Below are 18,412 nucleotides of genomic sequence, written 5' to 3' on the forward strand. Positions count from 1 at the left end.
CAAAGTAACCTTTGTGCTTTTTTGGTCAACATTAGCTTGCAGACATTTCCGCTTGTGCGTGCCTTTTCTACGGTAAGATTAAATAAGTTCATTTTTAGCTTTTGTACATAAACGCCGAAATAAAATAGAAAATGACGAGCAATACTTTGTAAAGTCAGTCATCAGCAAACATTTTCGGAAATCGCGATTAAGCGCATAGAGTAAGGGGAGACAGAGTAATAAAGTCTCATACCAAGTTATAAAGATATACATACTGAGTATTAAAGCATCACTCTAAAGTGGCAGCGGTCACAGGCGATACGCTGCCATTCCTAAATCGAAAATACCCCTTTTCGATTCAGCAGTGTGATGTGCAACCAACTTTTTTAGCTTCCGTTGAGCCAATTTTAGTAAAGCTACTGAGTTTCGAAAGGGCTCTGACACTTATATTGTGTCTAACGGGCTCGTTGTACCGGCAAAATGTTGGCCAAGTACATGTGTATAGATTTGTGTGGTACTAACGTCATTGTGGCCCAGTAATTCTTGAACACTTCTTATATCACGACCCGCTTGAAGCAAATGGGTTGCAAAGCTATGCCTAAACGTATGGCAGGTGACGCGTTTATTTATTTGAATATTACGCACAGCATTCCCGAGCGCTTTACGAATAACACTTTGATGTAAATGGTGCCTGCATAGTGTGCCTGTATAAGGATTGATACAAGTAGTGCTAGAAGGAAAAATAAACATCCAACCATGTTGCCTAAACGCGTTGGGATACTTGCGTTCTAATGCATTTGGCATAGATGGACCTATCCCGTGAAGGTTGTCATTCTGTTGAATCTTAATAGCCATTTCAATATAGGTAGTGAGCTTTTTTGAGCATCTATTGCTGAGGATGGTTTGCCTATCTTTATGCCCTTTACCGTCTCTAACGGTCAGCGAAGCGCTTTCAATATCAATATCTTGGATACGTAACCTGAGGCATTCTGAAACTCTTAGTCCGCTACCATAGAGTAGTTCTATTATTAGTCTGTCGCGGCCATCAATTCATTTAGTATTAGTGAGATTTCTGATGGAGATAACACTGTAGGTAAATGTCTGTGTTTAGTGGCATAGCAAAAACCTAAATCCCCTAGCTCATGGTGCAAATGCTTCTGATACAAATAGGCTAACGCATTCAGTGCAATTTTTTGTGTGTTGATAGCTACATTTCGTTGGTTAGCAAGGAAGGTTAAAAATTGTGTAACCTCTTCCGTTCCCATTGTTTCTGGGTGACGCTTGTCGTGAAAGTTAATGAATGCCTTGATCCAATACAGATAGTTTTTTTCCGTTCTAATACTGTAACCACGCATACGCATTTCTTCTTGAAGGCCGCTTAGAAATGGGCTTTTTAGACTCATGATAACCCTCGCTCTTAAATACTGTTATTTTATACAGTGTTATTTGAAATTCCCGGATATCAAGGAAAATAGTGAAAAAATTTTGCGCGTTTGTACGTGTGCTAATTCATATAATTATTTTATATCAATATGTTATGTGTTTGCGATTTGAGATAATAGGTTTGGAAAACGCGCATGCGCGTTTTTCCGGATGGTATATTTGAAGAGAAGCTGATAAGTTATTTGCAATACAAGTAGTTAACTGTGCGCGTTTTCACTGGTCCAACGAGGTAAACGCGCATGCGCACTAATAAAATGTTAACCATCCATACCGGGAATAATCATGGCAAAACCTAGAATCTTTGTTTCTTCTACATATTATGATTTGAAGCATATTAGAAATAGTCTAGAAGCATTTATTGATGGGATGGGGTATGAGTCGGTTTTGTATGAAGAGGGAGATATCCCGTTTCATCATGACTCTCCATTAGATGTTTCGTGTTATGAAGAAATTAAGAGTTGTCATATTCTAGTGTTGATAATAGGTGGTAGGTATGGCAGCCCTGCGTCGGATGTGGATATCGAAAGCGGCCTCGATTTTTACAATTCAGTGACAAAAAAAGAATATGAAACTGCTCGAAAGAATGACATTCCAATCTATGTGTTTATAGAAAAAAATGTTCATTCTGAATATCACACCTACAAGAAAAATAGAAAAAATGAAAATATCGAGTATGCCCATGTTGATAACGTTAATATTTTTAAGCTGATCGATGAGATATACGCTCAAAAAAGAAATAATTTGATAAGAGATTTCGAGAAGTTTGATGATTTATCTTCATGGCTTAAAGATCAATGGGCAGGGCTTTTCGCGGATATGCTGTCAGAGAAGAAGCGTGACAAGGATCTCGAGGATCTATCTGCACAAGTTTCTGGATTAAAAGATCTAAGCTCTGTTCTTAAAAACTATACAGAGTCAATTATGGAAAAGCTCCAGCCTGAAAACTTCGAACAGATTATCACTTCGTCAAATAAAGTTTTGAAGAGTAGATATATGCGACTGTTTGGAAATCATGAAATGATTCGTTACTTCCTTGATAAGTCACCTAAAGGAGTGGGCATCGTTAAGTTATATGATGCATTTGAGAAGTCGAACTCAGTCGGAGAATTCCTGAAGATAGCTGGATTTGATGATGAGTTTGTAACGGAAATGAAAGATCATATACATGCAAATATGGACTATGAAGAACTTAAGAGAGAAATAGGTTAACAAAGCATTGCAACGGACAAGCCGTTGAATGCGGCGTTAAGCCTATTTGATAAATCGAGAATATAAAATGAGATATAAGCACGTCAAAGCCGGCAATGCCGAAAGATACAATCTTGATCAAGGTGAAATCACCTCCATTCTGGCATCTGGTTCTGATACTGATAACAGAGTATCTATTTTTGATAGCAAGCTTCCCAAAGGGAATGAGGCTCCTTGGCACTTCCATGAAATTGATGATGAGATCTTTTATCTAATTTCAGGAGAAATTGAGTTTGGTGTAGAAAACGAGGAATTTGTAGCAAATGCAGGTGACCTTGTTATTGCAGGCCCTAACGTAAAAAGGCGTTTTAAGGCCATTACAGACAGCCATTTGCTCGTCATCAATGCTCCATCAGGCCCTTCAGAGGGATTTATTAGAGATATATCCAAATTCACAAATGATAATCCGCCCACTGATTCAGACAGACAGGCGTTTATTGAAAAATATAAAATTCATATAGTCTAGCCACACTGAAATGCTAGGCTTAACAAGCGCATGCAGTCGGACTGGTTTTCTGCTGCGTTTCAAACCAGCTGCAAATGCGGGCGTTATATGCCCCCACAAGTTCTTAGGTAATTTGGCTTGCGGGATTTGCTTATTTTTCTAGTTTAGTATCACGTTCATGTGTTTTTCGCCGTCATTATCTGATGCTATTTTTGCTCCAAAAGTGCGGCTCAAAAGGCAGGTTTTGGATAGTTGTGGGGGAAGTTACTTGCTGGTTTGGTTAACATACTTTCTTAAATCGGCTTTTCATTCAACCTTTTCTAAAGTAAGGTAAAAACATATAACAAACGCATTAAGTACGGACACAAAAAAGCTTGGCTTGTGCTCGTGCCTCGCAAAGTTTAGCCAAGCATTTTGTCCCGCTTATGCGGGCGTTGGTATGACTCCCACTGTCAAGTTAAACACACTGATCCTTGCCTAACTTTTAAGCCATAATCTCTTAACTCTAATTAGAGAGAGTTAATACATAGGATGAATTAAGCGGTAAATCCAGTAACCAGAGGGGCCAGCTTCATAAACGAAATGTAGCGTTGCGTGAGGGGATTTTGATTCAAGTTGCCTGATAAGCTTTTTAATAGCGACTTTAGCGGATGAAATTCGCCCGAAATGAATGGGTTGTGCACCGCGATTATCTTCAATGTAGGCAACTTCAATGAACTCTTTATGAGTATCTAAGCCAATGAAAAGTATGTTATGTTTATTCATGCTAGCCTCTGCTGTTTAGTTATTTGACAAACTAATTATGGCTCTGGCTTTAAGCTAACCCACGAAAATGCGGAGACTAGCACCGTGTGGGAGTCATTATGTCTAGGTTCTTCTCTGCATAAGCGAGCATTCTTAAAATATGGATATAAAAATAATATCAGTAATAGTAGGAGCGATACTTGGTGGTTTGATAAGCTCTGCTGGATTTTTACTTAGAACGAAAAGAGAAATCAAGGAAAAGGTCAACGAGTCATTGTTCCAATTACTAGAAGTCTGGTCTCTAGTAGCAATGCTAAAATTCAGTAATTCGGATTCATTTTCAAAGCAATTAGTGGAAGAGATCAAAGTACGATTTCCTGCAGAAAACATAGGCGAGAATGAGAAGGATATAATAATGCAAGGCATGGTTAAATCAATTCCAATGATGATGGGCAATAGAGAATCCTTAGATGGTCATTCTTTAGAAGCATATAAATCATCTGTAAAGGAATTAGCAAAGATCTATCCAATGCTCGCTTTTGACTTAAACAAAAATGACATGCTAATAAATCTTCTTTCGTATATTGATACGATTGCCTCTGACCAAATCAGCTCTAGCGAAGAAGCACTTCTATCAAATATGAAAGCTTTCATGTTTACTGAAGCTCTCAGTGATCTTGAAAGTGGGCTGCTAGAATTATCAAAACTATCAGGCAAAAAAACTAAAAAGGATGTTGAACAGAGAATTGCAAGAATAAATAAGAGGTTAGAGAAATTACCTTCAAGTGCGTTCGATGAATATATTGATAGTGTAATTGCTCCGTTAGTTCAACACCACTACGATTCTCTGGGTTTAGAAAATCCAAACATTGTCAAAAATGAAACTAACAAGAAAATCCAGGTGACGCCTATGGCGCCCCTGATTTAGGTGTTGGTATGACTCCCACTGTCAAGTTAAACACACTGATCCTTGCCTATCTTTTAAGCCATAATCTCTTAACTCTAATTAGAGAGAGTTAATACATAGGATGAAGCAAGTAATGTCGTCGGTTATCTTGCTGATATTCGTTGGTTATTACTATTTCTAGTAACAGAGCAGACCTTACTTATTTCGTCGTAGCACCTGTCTTCAGTCTATGTTCGTGGTTCAATGTAGCGTTAGCTGCATTGCCATCCTAACGCCGTCGGTGGTTGTGCCACACCCGATGCTTGATCCCATGCATTAACTCTAATTCGTTTATCATGCGGGTACTCTTACCAATCTCAGTTTTGTATTCACAGGCGTGAGCACCACTTCTTTTGCAATTGCCCATATGTATGCAATCATTTCTCGTGCAATTGCAGTGACAACAAGGTTGTAATGTTTGCCTTTGGCTATCATTTTCCTATAGCGCTTGTAGAGCCTAAGCTGTGCTTTCCAGGCAATCTCAATAATGGCCTTTGGTAAGCCTTCTTGTCGTTTTTGCATATCAGTGGAGATATTAGCGGCATACCTGTATGTGTGCGCACCTTCAATAAGGAGACGTCTAGCTCTACCATTGCCGCATTTTGTTATCGCACCGATATGACGTTTTCCACCACTCGAGTGTTCACTGGGTACAAGACCAAGATAACTCATTAATTTACGGGGATGGTCGAAGCGGGATAAATCTCCGAGCTCAGCGACAACGCCAGTGGCAACTAACAAACGAGCACCACACATTGCTTGTATTGCTTTCACTACAGGGTAATATCGCCACTGATAAACATGGTGAGAGAGTTCGTTGTCGAGTCGTTCTAATCGTGCACTTCGCTCGTTTATAGTTTGAATAAACTCTTGTAAAACGATTTGTTGTGCAGGGTGTGGCAACACCTTCTAAATGAACATTGGACCGTGATTGATGAATCTTACCAATTTGGTGTCATTATGAACCGTTCTCAAACAAATGATGTTCAAGTAATGCTAATAAAAGCAGTAGAAGAACCAGAAACCTGACAAACAATTTGCGGTAAAGCACAAGCTATACAGGTAAAGTCGTTCTACGAATTGGTTTAGTTTCAGAATATTCGTGCGTACGGTGGTTTATAGAAAGATCGTTCACTCGAATACTCGCAACATCCCCGTGTTTGAACTGGGAAAAATTGCAATTAAAATAAAAGGCGTTCTAAATGTCCCATGCAGATAAGAAGAATAGTGGCAACTTTGCGTTCATGATCTCACACGAAGCACCAAGTGCAATTGATTTCAAACAGATCCGCGAGAGTGTTGGGTGGAGTAATTTAGAATCCCTAATTGAGATTGAACAAAGCATTCGATTGAGTTTATTTTGGGTGAGTGTATATAACCACCAAGATCTTGTTGCTTGTGGCCGCGTTATCGGTGATGGTTTAATGTACTTCTATCTTCAAGATATTATTGTCCATCCAGCATATCAAGGCTTAGGCATTGGTCATTTAATGATGAATGAAATCGAACAATGGCTTTTGGCGCACACCAAAAAAGGTGCAACTATTGGTTTACTTGCTGCAAAAGGAAAAGAAGCGTTTTACGCTCAATATGGCTATCAAATGCGGGAGGGCAGCCTTCTAGGACTAGGGATGTGTAAGTTTATTTAGGTATAAAGACAAGGCGAATATCGCCTTGTGATAAAAGGTAGTTTTACCATCATGTCCCAAAATATTAAAACATTGTATTGTTGTTTTTCGTTTCTTTTGGAACCGGTTGTCCTACGCCCCAATGTTCTGCTATTTTGCCTTCTTCCATCCTGAAGATATGAATCAGTGCTGCACCTAAGGCATCAGGTGTGTGTTTGACATGTAAATGCAGCCAAACGAGATCACCTTCAGCGGCTGAGCGTTTTACGGACATAGACAGTTTTGGATATTTTTTGTATCGCTGCTCGAACACCGATAAAACGGCATCACGGCCATCTGGTATATGCGGGGCGTGTTGAATGTAATTTTCAGCAAAACATTCATTTTTCAACATACCGAGACGAATAGAGGTTTCTAGATCCGGCCTGTTTTCCAATATTTCCATACAATAGAGTGCTTTTTCAAGGTTAAGTTCTTCGAGTTTTTTGTCTGTATTTTCTTTCGCGCTAAGCGTGGCGGAAACGACCATCGTTAAAACGAAAGGGAGCATTTTTGCAGGCGTTATCATCTTCGTTGTTACCTATTTTAAAAAACGGAGATAGAGTTGTTATCCCATTTAGGAGAGTACACTCATTAGATTGCTCCTTTTGGCATGTACTTTTACACACGACGAAAAGGAGCAACCTAGTCTATTTGGGTCGCTTAAAGCTTGGTCGCTTGTTTCGGGACTTCGGCTAAATCGTGATAAAAATTCATCACTTGTTGACCGGATTTATCTTTCTCAATCACGAGGTACGTTAAGTTGTTTTCGAAGTAAAAACTATTTTCAGCAAACGGCACCAATTCGTATTTTGGCCCCTCGTTGCGTTGGTAAATCACCTTTCCGTCGGAAATGGTTAGTTTTCTAATGGTATGTTCATTTTCTTTGTAACTGCCTTCAAAAGATTTAATCGTCTTTTCGTCTACGGCAACACGTGTAAAGTTAGGCATTTTTAAGTCAAGCGCTTTAGCAGCCATCAATTTAGCGATGTAACTGGCATCTCGGTCGCTCAAGTTGCTCAGTGCAGCGACGTAGAGATCTTCGGAAGGAATATAAAAAGCAAACGTTTGGAAGCCAGGTATACCGCCACTGTGTCCTATCGCATGGTACTTACTAAATGAAAGATTAGATAAACCATAACCATACGGCGATAATGTGCCATCGTTCAACTTGAACGGCGCCACCATTTTTTGATAGCTTTTGTCCGAGACTAGCTGGCCATTGTGCAATGCTGAATAAAATGTATTGAGATCTGACACGGTCGACAATAGCGCGCCAGCGGCATGTGGCCACATCATATCAATGTACATTGCGTTAACTATACCGCTTTCTGAAGAATCGTAACCGTTCGCTCGGTTTACGATAATATTTGGACTTCCATAAAAACTCGATTGCATTCCAAGTTTCTTAAAAATGTGTTGGTCTATAAACTCTGGGTAGTTTTGACCACTCGCAACCTCAATGATCTTTCCTAAAATAATATAGCCCGTATTTGAATAGGCCATGTGCTCGCCAGGTTTAAAATTCATAGGATGTTTTGCAAAGCGAACAAGCATTTCATCCAGAGTCGTTGGGACTTGGACCTCTTTGGTCATGATCTCTTCATCATCGGTATAATTGGCGATACCCGATGTGTGTGTAAGCAAGTTTTCAATCGTGACGATAGACCCCTCAGTTGGAAAGTTAGGTACGTAATTATGAATATCGTCGGTAACGGATAGTTTTTTTTGTTCTTGCAATATCATAATTGCAGCGGCAGTGAACTGTTTGGTTAGTGACCCGATCCGAAAGATAGAGTCGCTAGTAAGGGGAATATTATGTTCAAGATTTGCTTTGCCCTGTGCACCTTTATATAGCACGTTGCCATTCTTACTTACAATGACTGCAACACCGGGATCGCTCGGTTGAATATGCTCAACTAAGACTTTTGTGTATTTTGATTCAGATTGGTCGGGGGATTGCGCAAAGGCAAGATTTAGCGTTGAACTAATTAGGAGAGCACTTAGCAAAAGTCCCTTCATAGTCATTTTCCTTATTATTATGAGTAAGTTAGATAGATTACGCAAAAAGAATGTGATGTAAAGAGTATTAACCTGAACCGCATTAATTAAAATGTAACGGTACGTAAGAGAAATCTGCAGTGCAGCCACTTCAAGCTGAGTTCAACGTATTGACAGGGGATATTGTGAGTACTCAACCAGCAGGCGGAGATTGATACTTCGCAATGAGGGTTTTCCATTTACAATCTTGTACTTCTTTAAACCAAGGAGAATTAAACGATTGAGGTGTACGTGCTGGTGGTTTTTCAACGTCGATACCGAGTTTTGACGCTAAATTTTCGTACACTAGTTTTCGGATTTTATCGTCTTCGAGTTGCGAGTAAGCTACTTTTAACCGATGTTCAATACTGGGTGTGATGAACTTACCTTCTAACTGATCAAACCGTGTTTTTAACCAAAAAAGTAACGCCTTTTTTGAATCATTGGGAAAGGCGGTGGTGAGATTCGACGTAGGCTCGTATAGACGTTCAAAGTTGATGATTTGCTCTTGAAGAATAAAGGTAAACAGCAGATTTATTCCAGCGGAAATGATACCTGAGCGCTTGTCGACTGATTGATATTTCTCTAACGAAATTCGAAAGTGTTGCTCAGCATTTTTGATACGACCTAAATCGAGGTCGATGGCCCCTAAATTATTATGGATCATTGCAAACAAGTTTGTTTGTGCGTTCTGCTCAGCCAAACTCAATAAGCGGCCATAAAGATCTTGTGCTTTTTCATATTCATTTAGCTGGCGGGAGACCAACGCTAAGCTGTTTGTCAGTGTGAAGCGTTGTTTGTCGGTGTGCGCGAGTTCATATGCACACTCCAAACTTATTTGTGAATCTTCTAAATATTTGTTACGCCTTAACCATATACCTAAACCACTAAGCACGGAAGTCACATTCTCAATGAAATAAGGTTCATCAGAATGATTAAAGAGCGCATCGAGAGAATTGAGCATATTGTCTAGCTGATTGGTGGGTACATACGCGCGCAGTGCGATGATATGCAAACGTACAAAAAGTGCCGGCGGAAGGGATTCTATGTTAGGTACTTGACCCAACAGTTTCAAAGTATACGAAGGATCGACCGTTAAATAATCTTGCGCCTCATCAAGTACTTTTTGAGTAGGAGCATACTCTACCGACGAATACGTGATCGGAGATAAAAATAAGGCTGAAACGGCTAAGACTATTTTTAACACCGACACGCGCTCAATAAGGATGATTATCAATAACTATAGTAAGTCCCTTAGAATATTCAACGTAAAGGCAACAAAACTTAAAGCCTAAACAAGCTTATGCAGCTTGATAGGTATTTGATTTTTCTGATTCTTTAGCCTTGGACTTGCGAATTTGTAGTACTTTTTTAACGTCTGACCAATGCAATAAGGCAAGTTGTCCACCAGTGTGTTCAACCAATGCTGTGCAGTTCTCAATCCAGTCTCCATCGTTGCAATACATCACGCCGTCAATCATTCGCATATTGGGTTGGTGAATATGACCGCATACGATCCCATCCATCCCTTGTCGTTTTGCTTCGCGCGCTGCTGCATGTTCAAAGGCCTCGATAGCGGATTTCGCTTTGTGGACACGGTTTTTTATCCAAGAGGCAAGTGACCAATATCGACCACCGAATGGTCTGCGAAGTCGATTACTCCAACGATTTAAAAACAACAAGAAGTCATAGCCTTGATCTCCAAGCCAACTGACCAATCGGTTATATCGCGTGACTGAATCGAAGTCGTCACCATGTACAAGTAAGTAGCGCTTTCCTTGCTGAGTTGTGTGTACACAAGAGCGTAATACTTCCACACCCATTAAAAACTGGCCAACGTATTTTCTAAACGTTTCATCGTGGTTGCCAGGAATATAGACGACACGAGTGCCTTGAAGCACCTTTTGTTGGATGGCCTCAAGCACAGCGTAATGACTTTTATGCCAATAAAATTGGCGTTTTAAAGACCATAAATCGACAATGTCGCCAACCAAATACAACGTATCGCAGTGTGTGCTATTTAAAAAGTCGAGCAAAAAGTCAGCTTTACAATCTTTATAGCCAAGATGAATGTCAGAGAGCCAGATAGTAGGGTAGTAGCGTTTTTTGTCGGACATTGCCAGTGTCTCCAGTGTAATAGTGACAACCTTACTGAGATTACATGACAGAAAAGATACAAATTGCTGAAGATAAAATGACAAAAGGCAGCGAGTGCTGCCTTTTTACTAGATTGTGAGAAAAGGTTCTACTTAGCCTTTAATCGCTTTAGTAATTGTTGCGACTGCTTCTTCAATAGAAAGCAACGTAGCTTCACCTGTACGACGGTTCTTAAGCTCAACTTCGTTATTGTCTAAGTTACGTTCACCGATGACTAATGTGTAAGGTACGCCAATGAGTTCCATGTCATTAAACATAACACCAGGACGTTCTTTACGGTCATCAAATAATACATCAACGCCATTGGCTTGAAGCGCGGCGTAGAGTTCTTCAGCAACACCTGGAATACGGTGAGATTTATGCATGTTCATTGGCACAATCGCAAGCTCAAATGGCGCAATCGCAGTTGGCCAAATAATACCGAACTTATCATTATTTTGCTCAATTGCTGCAGCTACAATGCGCGATACACCAACGCCATAGCAGCCCATTGTCATGGTTTGGTTTTTACCATTTTCACCTAGTACAGCAGCTTTCATCGCTTCTGAGTACTTAGAACCTAATTGGAAAATATGGCCAACTTCAATACCACGTTTAATCTGAAGAAAACCTTGACCACATGGACTTGGATCACCTTCAACAACATTACGTAAGTCGACAACTTCGTGTCCGGTTACGTCTCTCTCCCAGTTGATGCCGCGATAATGTTCACCATCTTTATTTGCACCAGCAACAAAGTCAGCGAGCACTGCAGCTGAACGATCAACCAGCACAGGAATAGTCAGACCAACAGGACCGATTGAACCTGGGCGAGCACCAATCGCTGCAACGATGTCTTCTTCTTTTGCCATTTCAAGTGGAGCAAAGACAAGAGGGTGTTTGTCAGCTTTGAGCTCATTTAACTCATGATCGCCACGAAGTACGAGAGCGACCAAACCACGATTCCCCGCGTCGTCAGCTTTACCATAAACGATGAGTGTTTTAACACTGGTCGTTGCAGGCACATCGTGTTGTTCTGCCAAATCTGCAATTGTTTTTGCATTTGGTGTCGCAAAAGTCTCTAGTGCTTGAGAAGGTGCGGGACGCTCAACATTTGGTGCTAATGCTTCTGCTTTTTCAATGTTTGCCGCATAGTCGCTTGCATCACTAAACGCGATTGCATCTTCGCCTGACTCCGCAAGTACATGGAATTCGTGAGATACGCTACCACCAATAGAGCCAGTGTCTGCGATAACCGGGCGATAATCTAGGCCTAAACGGTCGAAAATATTGCAGTAAGCTGTGTGCATACGCTGATACGTTTGTGCTAAACATTCGTCACTAAGGTGGAATGAATAGGCATCTTTCATTAAGAATTCACGAGAGCGCATTACACCAAATCGCGGACGAACTTCATCACGTACTTTAGTTTGTACTTGATATAAGTTAAGTGGAAGTTGCTTGTAACTGCTAATTTCACGTCGTACCAAATCCGTAATGACTTCTTCATGCGTTGGACCCAAAGCAAACGGTCTATCGTGGCGGTCTTTAATACGTAATAGTTCTGGACCAAATTGTTCCCAACGGCCAGATTCTTGCCAAAGATCAGCGGGTTGCATAACGGGCATCAGTACTTCAATCGCACCAGCTTTGTTCATTTCGTCGCGAACAATGGCTTCCACTTTACGAAGAACCTTTAATCCACTTGGCAACCAGGTATAAAGACCTGATGCAAGTTTGCGGATCATCCCAGCGCGCAACATCAACTGATGGCTAATTACCTCAGCGTCTGAAGGCGTTTCTTTCAACGTCGCTAAAATATATTGACTAGTACGCATTTTCTTTCCGTTTTTTTATTCGAATTGCAGCTTTAAATAGAGCCGTAGTTTAGCAGCGAGACGCACAGTACAAAAGCACTTGTTAACGATATTGATGGGTTTTTTCTGCGTGATTTGAGAAAAAGGCCAAATCGTTGTTTCTGTGCACAACTTGGCCTTTGAAAGGGAGTTAGTTTGCGGTGATCGTCAAAGTAACATTCGTGGCAGTTTGATAACCTTGTAGTCCGATATACCAAGTGCCTGCACCTGGATTGGTGAAGCTACATGTTTCTTCGTTGCCGTTTTTAAATGGACGACAATCGTAGTTAGAAGTTGTAACATCTGATCCGAATTTTACATAAAGGTCTGCATCGCCAGAACCGCCACTAATAGTAACATTCAAATTACTGTAGCCAGAACCCAGATTGACTTGACGTTTTACCCAAGCGTTACGGGCAACCGCAATACCGTTTTCAACGTCATTAATTGGCGTTGGTTCCGTAGGCGATGTGCTTGAATATTGACCCATCAAGCTTACACCTTGTACTTCGTTCCACGCTTCAACCATTACGTGATAAGTACCTGTTTGTACAGGGCTTAATGAACATGTTTCATTGCTCGTCGAGGTCGTACTCTTACAATCAAAATCTTGTAGAGTAGGCTTTGCACCGAATTTTACGTAGAGGTCAGCGTCACCCGTGCCTCCAGATGTCGTGAACTTCAAATTGCTTGAGCCTGCAGGCACGTCCATCGTATAGAACAGCTGCTCTTTTGCAGAGCCTGAAATGCCCGTCTTAGCAACACCATTTTCTAACTTATTGTTTGGCTCTGGAATTACGTCGCCAGCGTTTTTAGCTAATTCACCAAGGAATGCAACAGCCAATCTGGCAAATTTTTCTGCGTGCGTTGAGTCAAAGCCTGTATCACCAGTTGTGTGAATGCTGCGATTTATGTCATTCATACGTGACTCAAACGGCATCGATGCAGGGTAGCCTTGCTGATACCATGATGCGTGATCTGAACAGCCATATCCGCATTGGTCATAGCCATAAGTCACGTCTGGTAGATACGTTTCTATTAATTGTTGAATAAACTGGTTTTGAGCGGAGTTAGTGTAATCAGTCATCATCACGATGTCTTGCGTTGATGTACCATGAGCACCAGTCATGTCAAACTGAGTGACACCGACAACGTTTTTGCCAGCAGCTTTGTAGCTATCGGCAATCGCTTTTGAGCCGCGAAGGCCGACTTCTTCCGCCGCATATCCAATGATCTGAATTGTACGTTGAGGTTTAAAATTGGTGTCTACAATGGCTTGTAGCGCCTCTGTGATAACTGAAATACCCGAAGCATTATCATCTGCACCTGGTGCTCGACCAGTGGAAGGACTCGATTGGTTTATCGAGTCTAAGTGACCACCAATGATAACAATTTCATCTGACTTCTCAGCGCCTTGAATGGTCACAATCACAGAAGATTGTCCCCAGCTGTGTGAAAATTCACTTACGGAAATATCGCTGCGGCTAGATGCGATTTGTTGCCACTTTGATTTCACCCAATTTGCCGCATCAATACCGGTTTGTTGTGTGTAATAACGGTTGTGAAATGCCGCTAAAGAATTGACCGTATTGTCCAAAGACGACGTATCGATAGTTGCAATCATCGCATTTACTTTAGCTGCATTATCAATCGTATAGGTTGCCATCAATTGATTTGAAGCCGCATTTTGCAATTGAGCTAGGTACGCCTCAGCTTCATCAAGCGAATCATGGCGTACAAACCCTCCACAACGGTGGTAATTCGTGTGCATAAATTCACTAAGTGAGTGAGCGCCATTTGGGTTTACTTTCATAAAACCAATGCCGTTGCTCGCCTCAACGAGTGTTGATGATTTGCCTTGAATATTTTGTTGAAGTTGGAACTGTTTGCCTGCATTTGCGTCAGTCGTTACCCAAAATTCGGGTTCGCTAGCCGTCGCACCGAACGCAACAGCACAAGCAATTACAATAGGTAATTTTTTCATGATCTCTTTTCCCTAGAAGTGAAAAGGGAGCCGACGGCTCCCTTTGTTTCTGCAATTTAATTAATTTGCTTTGATGCTCAGATTCACACCTGATGCGCTAGAGTAGCCGCGTAGGTCGATGTACCAAGTACCTGCTTGTGGGTTAGAGAAAGTACAAGTCTCTGAATTGCCATTTTTGAATGGGCGGCAAAGGTAAGATGACGTTGTTGATTGTGAACCGAAGTTTACGTAAAGATCTGCGTCGCCTGTACCACCTGAGATTTCAACTGTTAGGTTGTTATACCCTGCAGCCAAATCTTGAGTAAAGCGAGTCCAACCGTTGCGAGCAACACTTACGTTTGTTTCAGTACGGTCAATAGGGTCATTGCCGGTACTTGTACCTGAGTATGAACCTGTTAATGTTACGCCAGAAATTTGGTTCCAAGCTTCAACCATAACGTAATAGGTACCCGCTTGTACGTTAGAGATTGAACAAGATTCTGTCGCTGTAGACGATGTGCTGTTACAGTCATACGTATCCAGTGACGGACGAGCGCCAAATTTTACGTATAGGTCAGCATCACCAGAACCGCCAGTTGTATCAAACTTAAGGTTCGATGCGCCAGCTGGTACTTCTAGTTTAAAGAACAATTGTTCTTTAGCTGCACCGTTGATGCCTGTGCGAGGAACACCATTAGTGATAACTTCGTCGTTAGTTGGAGGAGGAGGTGTTCCACATGAACTACCAGAGCTATTGCTTGATGTAACGCCTACCGCTGCAAGTGCAGTTTGTACATCTGTTGTGCTGTAGCCAAGATCACACGCTGCATCCATTACACCGTTACCAGCGAGGTCCCAGTTTGTGCTTGCTGTCCAATAGAGTTGGTTAGCGCGAGCCATAACCTGGAATGCTTTTTTCGTATCCCAACCAGACGTTTTTGCAAGTAGGTAGAATGCCTTGTTGAACACACCAGAGCTGTGGTGAACGTCGATACCGCTGTAGTAATCATTTTGATGACCAATTGAACGGCCGTCTTTTGTTGGGTCGTCCATATAACGTAGAGCACCATTGCTCTTGAAGATTTCTTGACCTACTAGCCAATCATTCGTGCCTTTCATGAAAAACTCAGCAGCTTCACCCGCCATATCTGAGAATGCTTCGTTAAGACCACCTGATTTACCGCTGTAAACGAGGCCTGAGTTTTGCTCAGTGAAACCATGGCTTACTTCGTGTGCAGAAACATCAAGGCTTACAAGAGGGTAGAATGTTGATGCGCCGTCACCGAAGTGCATTGCACTACCATCCCAGAACGCGTTTTCATAGTTGTTGCTGTAGTGAACGCGCATTTGTAATTGGAATGACAATGGTGCAGCTCCAACGTAGGCGTCATACATGTTGTATACAACGTTACCGAAGTAATGCGCATCGTTTAGTGGCGAGTACGCACCGTTGATTTGTTTTACTGTGTTTTCTGGACAAGTAAAGCTGTGTGCTGTAGTGCCGCTTGTACCATGGTTAAGGTTAACTGTTTTAACGTTAGCCGTTTCCATTTTACACGTGCTACCCGATTGCATTACATCTAAGTAACCGTAATCAGTACCGTAGTTATACTGGCCTGTTTTTTGGTTTCCACCAGGGCCTGTCGCGTTTGCATGTTGAAGATTGTCAAACTGCTGTAGTACCTCACCATTGATCGCATCAACCAAGATATATGGGCGTGAAGGCTCATCACCGTACGTGACATAGGTAATTTCCCACACTAAGCGCGCTTTTGAATCGTTGTCTAACCAAATTGCTAGACGCTCTGAACGATTTTCAACCGCTAACTCGCTAACTTCGCCTTTCGCTTGAACGCTTGCAACACCTTTAGCAATGCTGAATGCTTTGTTTGCTTTGATAGAAGGAGTTACAGACGCAAGGTCTTGGTGAATTTTGTAAATAGCCGCACCGTGTGCGCGAGCTAAGTTACCTTTGTCACCAAACGTTAAACTTACTGTGTCACCAATGACTGGTATGCCCATGAAGAACTGTTGGTAACGTTTAGTGATTTTGCCATCGTTGTGACCAAATGATTTTAGTTCGACAAGGTCATCAAACGCAGAAAGGCCAATGATGTTTTTAGCTTTGCCATTGCCGTTGCCCATTACAGACACGCCAGTTGCACTTAGTGAACTAAGTACTTTTTCTTTATTTAGATACTTCTTTTCAGCGGCGTGCGCAGTTGAAACTGCAGCTAAGCCGACAAGTGTTGCCAATGCTATTTTAGAGATTTTCATCTAGGTAAACTCCATAATTATTATTACGTTTTTCCGTATCCAGAAAAACGGAGAGAGCGTACTTATTAGGTACGCTCTCTAGCCTAGAATAAAAATTAAAAAAATAAACACTAAAATTACAAATAATTCACAAACATTACATATCATTGAAATATATTGAGTTTATATGTAAATAGTATGTTATTGATGTTTAATTGTACAAATTGCTTTACATTTAACCACTTTTTTTAACCTCTAACACGGTGTTTATATTTTCTTCGACTCGCCACTTGATGTTGTATTGATCAAGAGACATGCCGTAATGCTGCGTCGGTTCTCGATTGGCTTTGTATGCAGGGCGAGGGTCTTGAAGTAAAACTTGTTCGATAAAACGTTGAAATTGTTCACTATGTGGAACTTTCTTGAGATCTTCAATTGCTTCTGATGAAAAGACCACAGTCATGTCCGTTTGCGGCCTAGTATCCGCAAAACCAGCACTGGCAGTTTCTAGTGAATCGGAGTAAGGCAAGTATGGTTTAATATCGAGTACGGGTGTGCCATCTAAAAGGTCTATGCCAGACAGAATGAGTGCGAGCCTACCATTTTTATATTCTACAGACTCCAATTTAACGGCGCTCATACCTATCCCATTTGGTCGAAACGTTGCACGTGTTGCGAAAACCCCTTTTTTCTCGTTGCCACCGAGCCTTGGAGGGCGGACGAGGGCTGAAAACCCCTTATCCACCGTTTCATGGAAACGAAAAATAACCCAGAGATGGCTAAACTCGTTAATACCACGTACAAATTCTTCTCTTGAAAACTCTGGACAAAATTCTAATCGAGCTTTTGCGTCCGGGACTAATCTAGGCTGGCGTGGTATTGCAAATTTTTGCTTATATGGGGAGCGAATATAGCCGATTGGGGATAATTGGTAAGTTTCCATGAGCTTTGCTGCTGAGTAATAAGTAAGGTTGGAGATTTTACCTTCCTGATACTGAACATCAAGTGTAATGCCGTGTAATGTGAATTGGATTTACGCTTGTATACTATATATTTAACGATTTTTGCATAAAGTCACCGGATATGGACACGGTAAAACAACAAAAAGAAAATCAACGCGTTGTTCCTACAAGTGAAGAGCCAATTGGTTTTCGCGCGCATTTATACAAAGAGTATCTCTCATCTCGTGAGGCGCTAAATATAGCGTTTATTGAAACATCGAAAGAGAGTGAAAAACATGACGCTCGAATTTGAACGGCAAATTGCCAACGTATGTAGCCGTGTTGCAAACCGTCAGGGAGAGCACATTCGAATAAAGTTGCGTGAAGCGCTTTGGAACAACCGAGCAAGTTTGCAAGCCACACTTGCTCAAATGGCTTCGGGTGAATTAGGTGCAAGGCATTTTGAGTCAGCCATTACGCGCGAGAAGAATAAACTGTTAGAACTGCTGGCTAAAGATAGCTCGCTTTCACAAAAACAAATATCGATGTTAGTCACTACGTTACTTTTTGAATTAGCGAAAGAAAAGTTAGGGGATACTGCAAGTACTTAACTTAAAGAATTAATTCCTGCTTAAAAGTTAGCAAGGACGCAACTTTATTTCGATTCAAAGGCCACTTTAGTGGCCTTTTTTCGTTGTATGAGTTTGAGCTCGCCGCAAACACTGGTCTATTTGGTAAAAAAGCCACC

General features: G+C 41.3%; 14 protein-coding genes and 3 pseudogenes. 6 read left to right on the plus strand and 11 right to left on the minus strand.

Annotated elements, in window-relative coordinates; genetic code table 11:
- Window positions 1-423: 423 nt before the first annotated feature.
- Window positions 424-1,382 (minus strand): annotated as a pseudogene (locus tag NI389_RS00490) (integron integrase).
- A gap of 322 nt (window positions 1,383-1,704) precedes the next feature.
- Between NI389_RS00490 and NI389_RS00495 the strand changes: the two are divergent.
- Entirely contained in the window at window positions 1,705-2,631 is a 927-nt protein-coding gene (locus NI389_RS00495) for a DUF4062 domain-containing protein (protein WP_308361096.1), read from the plus strand.
- Between the two features lie 67 nt (window positions 2,632-2,698).
- The gene (locus NI389_RS00500; RefSeq protein WP_308361097.1) at window positions 2,699-3,136 is read left to right on the plus strand and encodes a cupin domain-containing protein; all 438 of its coding nucleotides are present in this window, start codon (window positions 2,699-2,701) and stop codon (window positions 3,134-3,136) included.
- 513 nt (window positions 3,137-3,649) lie between these two features.
- On the opposite strand, the pseudogene NI389_RS00505 reads toward NI389_RS00500, so the two are convergent.
- Window positions 3,650-3,880 (minus strand): annotated as a pseudogene (locus tag NI389_RS00505) (IS110 family transposase); the annotation flags it as partial.
- Window positions 3,881-4,019: 139 nt separating this feature from the next.
- Here NI389_RS00505 and NI389_RS00510 point away from each other — a divergent pair.
- Entirely contained in the window at window positions 4,020-4,787 is a 768-nt protein-coding gene (locus tag NI389_RS00510; protein WP_308361098.1) for a hypothetical protein, read from the plus strand.
- Window positions 4,788-5,099: 312 nt separating this feature from the next.
- Here NI389_RS00510 and NI389_RS00515 read toward each other — a convergent pair.
- Window positions 5,100-5,711: pseudogene (locus NI389_RS00515) on the minus strand (transposase); the annotation flags it as partial.
- Window positions 5,712-6,007: 296 nt separating this feature from the next.
- Here NI389_RS00515 and NI389_RS00520 point away from each other — a divergent pair.
- Complete coding sequence (locus NI389_RS00520; protein WP_308361099.1) at window positions 6,008-6,454, plus strand: GNAT family N-acetyltransferase; 447 nt, start codon at window positions 6,008-6,010, stop codon at window positions 6,452-6,454.
- A gap of 64 nt (window positions 6,455-6,518) precedes the next feature.
- Here the strand turns inward: NI389_RS00520 and NI389_RS00525 are convergent, their stop codons facing one another.
- The 8 genes from NI389_RS00525 to tsaA all read right to left on the minus strand — a co-directional run bounded on the left by NI389_RS00525 (window position 6,519) and on the right by tsaA (window position 17,666).
- The gene (locus NI389_RS00525; protein ID WP_308361100.1) at window positions 6,519-7,001 is read right to left on the minus strand and encodes a nuclear transport factor 2 family protein; all 483 of its coding nucleotides are present in this window, start codon (window positions 6,999-7,001) and stop codon (window positions 6,519-6,521) included.
- A 134-nt stretch (window positions 7,002-7,135) separates the two neighbouring features.
- Window positions 7,136-8,494, minus strand: a complete 1,359-nt coding sequence (locus tag NI389_RS00530) for a serine hydrolase domain-containing protein (RefSeq protein WP_308361101.1) — start codon at window positions 8,492-8,494, stop codon at window positions 7,136-7,138.
- Between the two features lie 172 nt (window positions 8,495-8,666).
- On the minus strand, window positions 8,667-9,719 hold the full coding sequence (locus NI389_RS00535) for a tetratricopeptide repeat protein (protein WP_308361102.1): 1,053 nt from the start codon (window positions 9,717-9,719) through the stop codon (window positions 8,667-8,669).
- Window positions 9,720-9,813: 94 nt separating this feature from the next.
- Complete coding sequence (locus tag NI389_RS00540) at window positions 9,814-10,629, minus strand: UDP-2,3-diacylglucosamine diphosphatase (protein ID WP_308361103.1); 816 nt, start codon at window positions 10,627-10,629, stop codon at window positions 9,814-9,816.
- A gap of 132 nt (window positions 10,630-10,761) precedes the next feature.
- Window positions 10,762-12,486, minus strand: coding sequence for a proline--tRNA ligase (locus NI389_RS00545; protein ID WP_308361104.1), 1,725 nt, complete (start codon window positions 12,484-12,486; stop codon window positions 10,762-10,764).
- Window positions 12,487-12,655: 169 nt separating this feature from the next.
- Window positions 12,656-14,488, minus strand: a complete 1,833-nt coding sequence (locus NI389_RS00550) for a M28 family metallopeptidase (RefSeq protein WP_308361105.1) — start codon at window positions 14,486-14,488, stop codon at window positions 12,656-12,658.
- Window positions 14,489-14,548: 60 nt separating this feature from the next.
- Entirely contained in the window at window positions 14,549-16,744 is a 2,196-nt protein-coding gene (locus NI389_RS00555) for a M4 family metallopeptidase (protein WP_308361106.1), read from the minus strand.
- Between the two features lie 214 nt (window positions 16,745-16,958).
- Window positions 16,959-17,666 (minus strand): tRNA (N6-threonylcarbamoyladenosine(37)-N6)-methyltransferase TrmO, encoded by a 708-nt coding sequence (gene tsaA / locus NI389_RS00560; protein ID WP_308361107.1) that lies wholly within the window; start codon window positions 17,664-17,666, stop codon window positions 16,959-16,961.
- 140 nt (window positions 17,667-17,806) lie between these two features.
- Here tsaA and NI389_RS00565 point away from each other — a divergent pair, with 140 nt between their 5' ends.
- Window positions 17,807-17,977 carry a hypothetical protein gene (locus tag NI389_RS00565; RefSeq protein ID WP_308361108.1) on the plus strand — a complete coding sequence of 57 codons (171 nt, stop codon included), beginning with the start codon at window positions 17,807-17,809 and terminating at the stop codon, window positions 17,975-17,977.
- Window positions 17,961-18,275 (plus strand): hypothetical protein, encoded by a 315-nt coding sequence (locus tag NI389_RS00570; RefSeq protein WP_308361109.1) that lies wholly within the window; start codon window positions 17,961-17,963, stop codon window positions 18,273-18,275. The genes NI389_RS00565 and NI389_RS00570 overlap by 17 nt, the downstream gene beginning before the upstream one ends.
- Window positions 18,276-18,412 lie beyond the last annotated feature (137 nt).

Origin of the sequence: Pseudoalteromonas xiamenensis, from assembly GCF_030994125.1 — a bacterium.
Taxonomy (GTDB): Bacteria; Pseudomonadota; Gammaproteobacteria; order Enterobacterales; family Alteromonadaceae; genus Pseudoalteromonas; species Pseudoalteromonas xiamenensis_B.